The following is a 6433-nucleotide window of genomic DNA, read 5'->3' on the forward strand; positions in this document are numbered from 1 at the left end:
GCATCATCGTGTAGTGGGCGCCGTCGTCGCCGCGCATCTCGCCGACGGGTTGGTAGCCCCACGAGGCGTACGCGGCGCGGGCTGCGTCGGCGTCGGTGCGGACGTTGAGCAGGACGCGTTCGGCGGGGACGTCCGCCAGCAGGGTCTCGTGGAGGCGGCGGGCGACGCCCCGGCCGCGCCAGGGGGCGCGGACGGCCAGTTCGAGCAGGGCGAAGGTGCGGCGGCCGTCCTCGTGGGAGAGGTCCGCGGGGGCGGGTTCGAGGAGGCGGTCCCACCAGACGTTGTCGGCGGCCAGCGAGCGGCCGAAGGCGATGCCGACCGGTTCGGGGCCGCCGGACCGGAGGCTGCCGGCGCGGGCGCGGGCGCGGGCGAGGGCGGCGCGGAAGCCGGGCGCCCGGGTCTGCTCGGTGAAGTCGGAGAAGGCGGCGGCGATCGTCTCGGGGGTCTCCAGGTACGGCGGTTCGGCGAACGTCGCCGCGTAGACCTGCCGGAACGCCGCCTCGGCGCGCGCGGTGGCCGGGCCGTCGAGGCGTTCGACGGTGGCGACGGGCGGCGCTGTCATCCGGCGGTTCCCTTCAGCGCGTCGTAGCTCGGTACGGGGTACCCGGCATGGTCGCCGCCCATGCGGCCACGGGGCCGGGGTCACTCCAGGGAGGGAGCGCGCGTGGTGAGACGCGGGCGCGTGCCCACGAGGGCGCGCGAGGCGCGGGGGTGGCAGGCGCGGGGCGTCAGACGCAGGTGCGGGGCGTCAGACGCGGGCGTGTCGGCGGCGGCGCTGCGCGGGCGGGTTGCCGGGGCCGCCGGCGGCCCGCTCGCGGGCGCGCTTGAGGCGCATCTCGACGATGATCGAGACGGCGACGATCACGAAGCCGAGCGCCATGAGGGAGAAGGTCAGCGGGACGCCGTCGCCGGGGGCGTACATGTTGCGGTCGTCGTCCTGCCAGGGCCACAGGGCGCGCAGGGACCCGGCCATCAGGCCGGTCATGACCACCAGGGTGGTGTGGTGGTAGTTCTCCAGCAGCCACTTGAGCAGCTTGACGAAGACCGCCAGGCCGACCATGCAGCCCAGGCCGAAGGCGGCGAGCAGGCCGAGGTCGCGGCTGTTCGCCGCGTCGATCACGGGCTGGTAGAGGCCCATCGTGAGCAGGATGAAGGAGCCGGAGAGGCCGGGCAGGACGAGGGCGCAGATGGCGACGGAGCCGCCGAGGAAGAGCGTGAGCGGGTTGCCGCTGGTCTCCGACGGCGGCAGCCCGGTGACGACGAAGGCGGCGACGCCGACGGCGCCGGCGAGCAGGTAGTTGCCGGCTTTCCAGCGCTGGCCGGAGTGGCTGTAGGGGACCCAGACGGAGGCCAGGACGAGGCCGAGGAAGAGCGCGAAGGCGTACTGCTGGTGGCTCTCGACGAGCGGCGCCACCAGCTTGGCGCCCAGGACGAGGGCACAGGCCATGCCGATGAGCATCGGCACGACGACCGGCCAGTCGACGTTGCGCAGTTCGTCGCGGGCGCGGGTGGCGCCGCGTCGGCGCGGCAGGTCGGAGGCCGCGTAGCGGATCGCGGTGGTGATGTGGCCGGCGCCGCCGATCAGCTTCTCGTAGGCGCCGATGATCAGCGCGACCGTGCCGCCGCTGACGCCGGGGACGACCTCGACGACACCGATGAGGGCGCCTCGGAACACGTTGAACGCTCGCGCGCCGACGGAAGTGTTGGTCGTGGTCGACATGGTCTCCAGTTTCCCCAGGGCTCCACAGGCGGCAGAACGGCCTTCATCCTATGCTGCGGCTGTCGGGTGGCCGTTCGGGTCGACCGTACGTTTGAGGTGGGGACAACCACCCGTTCCCGGGTACGTGATCTCGTGTTCGGACGGCTGCTGTCCGGTGTCGACGGCAGCGGAAACGGTTCAGCGGAAGAGCAGCGGAAGAGGAGAGTCAAGCCGAAAGTGGCCGGGGACGAGGGCAGCGAGCCGGAGCGGAACGCCGGGCGGGACGCCGAGCGGAAAGGGCGGAACACCGGGCGGGACGCCGGGCCGGACGCTGGGCGGGACGCGGGGCCGGACGCCGGACCGGAGGCGCCGGACACCCCGCCGGGACCGCCCGGCGGCGAGCCGGCGTGGGCCGACGACCGGGACGAGGAGGGCAAGCTCCTCAGCGACGAGGCGCACAGCGCGTTCACGCCGCCGCTCGGCGTCCCGCTGCCGCCGCCCCCGGCCGACGAGCACCCCACGTCGGAGTTCGCGCTGCCGGCGGGGCTGCGTCCCCCGGAGTCCGACGCCTCGGAAGAGCACCCGACGTCCGAGTTCGCCGTGCCCGAGGGCGTCCGGCCGCCGGAGGCGGAGCCGCCGGGAAGTGTGTCGCAGTTCACGCCGGTCAGGGGCATGCCGACGGTCGGGCCGCTGGCCCGGCAGTACGCGCCGTGGCAGGACCGGATGCGCACGATCGTCCGGATGCCGCTGGCCGAGCGGCCGGCGCCGCCGGAGGAGACCGTCGCCCGCCGGGAGAGCGACGAGGAGTCCGGGCCGGCGGCGCCGAGGGTGCTCGACCTGACGCTGCGTATCGGCGAGCTGCTGCTCGCCGGCGGCGAGGGCGCGGAGGATGTCGAGGCGGCGATGTTCGGCGTGGCGCACGCCTACGGGCTGGACCGCTGCGAGCCGACCGTCACGTTCACGCTGCTGTCGGTGGTGTACCAGCCGTCGCTGGTCGACGACCCGGTGACGCTGAGCCGTACCGTGCGCCGCCGGGGCACCGACTACACCCGGCTGGCGGCGGTGTTCCGCCTGGTCGACGACATCACGTCCTCCGAGGTCACGCTGGAGGAGGCGTACGGCCGGCTGGCCGAGATCCGCCGCAACCGGCACCCGTTCAGCAAGAACGAGCTGACGGCGGCCGCCGGACTGCTCGCGGGCGCGGCGGCCACCCTCGTCGGCGGCGGGCCGATCGTCTTCGTGCTGGCGGCGGTGGGCGCGATGCTCGGCGACCGGCTGGCGTGGGCCCTGTCGAGCCGGGGGCTGCCGGAGTTCTACCAGTTCGTGGCCGCGGCGATGCCGCCCGCCGCGATGGGCGTGATGGTGACGCTGGTGACCCATCCGGTCTTCGACGACGTGCGGGCGTCGGCGGTGATCACCGGCGGGCTGTTCGCGCTGATCCCCGGACGGGCGCTGGTGGCGGCCGTGCACGACGGCCTGACCGGCTACTACATCACCGCCTCGGCCCGTCTGCTGGAGGTCGTGTACCTCGTGGTGGGCATCGTGGTCGGGGTGCTGGCGGTGCTGTACCTGGGGGAGCAGTTCGGGCCCGGCTTCGACCCGGACGCCGTGTACTCCCGGCGACGGCCGGTGACGCAGCTGTTCGCGGCGATGCTGCTGACGTTCTCGTTCTGCGTGATGCTCCAGCAGGAGCTGCGCACGGTGGCGTGGGCGACGCTGAACGGAGGTGTGGCGTGGCTGGTCTTCGGCTCGCTCGCCCACACCGGCGGGATCGACCCGGTGCCGGCGACGTTCGCCGCCGCCGGGCTGGTGGGGCTCTTCGGGCAGTTGCTCTCCCGCTACCAGTCGGCGTCGTCGATGCCGTACATCACGGCGGCCATCGGCCCGCTGCTGCCCGGTAGCGCCACGTACTTCGGCCTGCTGGGCGTCGCCCAGGGAAACATGGACAAGGGCTTCCAGCACCTGGCGACGGCGGCCGCGCTGGCGCTGGCCATCGCCATCGGAGTGAATCTCGGCGGCGAACTCGCGCGGCTGTTCATCAAGGCGCCGGGGCTGGAGACGCCGCTGCCGGGGCGGCGCGCGGCGAAGCGCACGAGGGGCTTCTGACGCGGCGGCGTGCGGGGCGCGTGTCGGTCGCCGTGCGCTGGCCATGCGCGCCGTGGTCACGCCCGGCGGGCCGTGCGCGCCCCCGCCGTACGCCCCGCCCGGCACGTACGACAACGGGGTGGGTGCCGCCGCCTGGCGGTACCCACCCCGTACGTCACAGCCGGGAACGCCCGGCGGGAGACGGTGGCTCAGTGGCCCGGCGGCTCAGTGGCCGCCGTTGGCCTCAAGGCGCTTGATGGAGGCCTCGATCTCGGCCTCCGCCTCGGTGCGGCCGACCCAGTTGGCGCCCTCCACGGACTTGCCGGGCTCCAGGTCCTTGTAGACCTCGAAGAAGTGCTGGATCTCCAGGCGGTCGAACTCCGACACGTGGTGGATGTCCCGCAGGTGCTCCATGCGCGGGTCGGACGCCGGCACGCACAGCAGCTTGTCGTCGCCGCCGGCCTCGTCGGTCATCCGGAACATGCCGATCGCGCGGCACTTGATGATGCAGCCGGGGAAGGTCGGCTCGTCCAGCAGGACAAGCGCGTCCAGCGGGTCCCCGTCCTCGCCCAGGGTGCCGTCGACGTAACCGTAGTCGGCCGGGTACACGGTCGAGGTGAACAGGTGACGGTCCAGTCGGATACGACCGGTCTCGTGGTCGACCTCGTACTTGTTCCGCGACCCCTTCGGGATCTCGATGGTGACGTCGAACTCCACTGGGAGGCTCCTCCGTGATCAACACATGTGTCTGGTGGTTAAGTGTCCCCCACGCAGGTGTGTGCTAGCGAAAGGGGCTGGTCCGGAGTGCGCGGTTCGCCCATGAACAGGTGGGTTCGTTCACTGGACGCGGTCGACCGGCCGATCCGGACCGTCCGACTCCGCTGGCGGACGACGCCCCCGCGACAGCGTCGTACCTGGCAGACGGCGGCGGGGGCCGCAGCCGTCGGCCTGGCCGCCGCCCTGACGGCGGTGGCCGCGACAGGGCCGTGGGACTCAGGCCAGCGTAAGGCCGAACGCGCCTGGGCGGCCGAGCACGGCGCCGACAGTGGCCAGGGCCACACCGACGACGGCCGGGGCGCCCAGGCCGGTGCCGGCACGGGCGACGGAACCGACGGCAAGGCGCTGGGCGCCGAGCCCGCGCCCAGCGCGGAACCCGTGCTCGCCGCGCTCGGCGACCGCGCCGCCGCCCCCACCGAGAAGGGCCTGGACAAGGCGCTGCGCCCACTGCTGAGGAAGTACGAGGGCAAGGCGCTCGGAAAGCGCACCACCGTCTCCGTCGTGGACGTCGGCACCGGCAGGGAGCTGTTCTCCGCCGGCGGCGGCGAGCCCGTCGTGCCCGCCTCCACGATCAAGCTGGCCACGGCCGCCGCCGCGCTCAGCGCGCTCGGCGGAGAGCACCGCATCCCCACCCGCGCGGTGTGGGACGCCGGGGACAAGCGGGTCGTGCTCGTCGGTGGCGGCGACCCGACGCTCACCGAGTCCCAGCTGGAGGCGCTGGCGGCCGACACCGCCAAGGCCGTCCGCTCGCGCGGCCTCGAGCCGCGCAGCGTCGGCTACGACGTCACCGGCTACGACGGCCCGCAGCAGCACCCCATCGGGGTGAACGACAACATCGCGCCGCTCACGCCGCTGATGCTCAACGCCGCCCGCGTCGACAACTCCACCCGGGGCCCCGCGCCGCGCGCCGCCAACCCGGCCGCGGACGCGGCCGTCGCCTTCGCCACGATGCTGCGCGACAACGGCGTCGACACCGACCGCACGGTGAAGACCGAGGCCCCGGCCGGCTGGAACCGCGCCAAGGGCGGCGCCGACAGCCGCGCGCTGCTGGCCGAACACCGCTCGGCGCCGCTGGCCGAACTGGTCGAGCGCATGCTGCTGCACAGCGACAACGACCTGGCCGAGGCACTGGCCCGGCAGACCGCGATGGCCGCCGGGAAGCCGGCCGACTTCGCCGGCACCGAGAAGGCGGTCAAGGCCCGCCTCGCCGCGCTCGACCTGCCGGTGGAGCGGATGCGCCTGGTCGACGGCAGCGGGCTCAGCCGCGGCGACCGGCTCTCCACCCGCTTCCTGGCGACCCTCCTCGCCCGGGCCGCCGACGAGCGGCGCCCCGAACTGCGCCCGTTGCTCACCGGCATGCCGGTGGCCGGCTTCACCGGCACGCTCGGCGGCCGCTACGACACACCGGACGCCACCGCCGGCGCCGGCCTCGTGCGGGCCAAGACCGGCACGCTGACCGGCGTGAACTCGCTGGCCGGCACGGTGGTGGACGCCGACGGCCGGCTGCTGTCCTTCGCCTTTGTCACCACCGGCACCGCCGACCCGCGTGCCGCGCAGAACGCGCTGGACACGATGGCCGCGACCGTCGCGCGCTGCGGCTGCCGCTGACGGGGCGCCGGACGCGCCGGGCCGCCGACGACGAAGGGGCGCCGACACGCTGGGGCGCCCGACGCGCCGAGACGCCCGCCTCGGGGTGTGTGCGGCCGCCGCGCCGGTTCGGTGCCGCCGCCGGTCCGACCGCCGCGGCGGCAGGCGAGTGCGCGGCAGTGCCGGTCCCCGTGGCGCCCCGCGTCGGCGCCCGCCGCCTTGTCGGGCTTGTCGGGGCCGTGTCGTACCCGGTTCGCGCCGCACGTTCCGTTCCCCGCCCCGCTC

5 protein-coding genes are annotated in these 6433 nt (G+C 74.4%); 2 read left to right on the forward strand and 3 right to left on the reverse strand.

Annotated elements, in window-relative coordinates:
* Both GL263_RS18865 and GL263_RS18870 read right to left on the reverse strand, forming a co-directional pair.
* Positions 1–562: GNAT family N-acetyltransferase (locus tag GL263_RS18865; RefSeq protein ID WP_182856906.1), on the reverse strand; the 562-nt coding region annotated here is incomplete at its 3' end.
* A 186-nt stretch (positions 563–748) separates the two neighbouring features.
* Positions 749–1720: a DUF368 domain-containing protein gene (locus GL263_RS18870; protein ID WP_182856907.1), complete on the reverse strand. Its 972-nt coding sequence runs from the start codon at positions 1718–1720 to the stop codon at positions 749–751.
* Positions 1721–1936: 216 nt separating this feature from the next.
* On the opposite strand from GL263_RS18870, the gene GL263_RS18875 reads away from it, so the two are divergent.
* Entirely contained in the window at positions 1937–3805 is a 1869-nt protein-coding gene (locus GL263_RS18875; RefSeq protein WP_182856908.1) for a threonine/serine exporter family protein, read from the forward strand.
* A 204-nt stretch (positions 3806–4009) separates the two neighbouring features.
* Here the strand turns inward: GL263_RS18875 and GL263_RS18880 are convergent, their stop codons facing one another.
* Positions 4010–4501, reverse strand: a complete 492-nt coding sequence (locus tag GL263_RS18880; RefSeq protein ID WP_143646894.1) for an inorganic diphosphatase — start codon at positions 4499–4501, stop codon at positions 4010–4012.
* Between the two features lie 102 nt (positions 4502–4603).
* On the opposite strand from GL263_RS18880, the gene dacB reads away from it, so the two are divergent.
* Entirely contained in the window at positions 4604–6169 is a 1566-nt protein-coding gene (gene dacB / locus GL263_RS18885) for a D-alanyl-D-alanine carboxypeptidase/D-alanyl-D-alanine endopeptidase (protein ID WP_182856909.1), read from the forward strand.
* The last annotated feature ends 264 nt before the right edge of the window (positions 6170–6433 follow it).

Source organism: Streptomyces durbertensis (assembly GCF_014156695.1).
GTDB classification, from domain to species: Bacteria; Actinomycetota; Actinomycetes; order Streptomycetales; family Streptomycetaceae; genus Streptomyces; species Streptomyces durbertensis.

Bases quoted from the DNA above. Each gene is read 5' to 3' on its own strand.
- GL263_RS18870 (WP_182856907.1), bottom strand. From the start codon at position 1,720: ATGTCGACCACGACCAACACTTCCGTCGGCGCGCGAGCGTTCAACGTG.
- dacB (WP_182856909.1), top strand. From the start codon at position 4,604: ATGAACAGGTGGGTTCGTTCACTGGACGCGGTCGACCGGCCGATCCGG.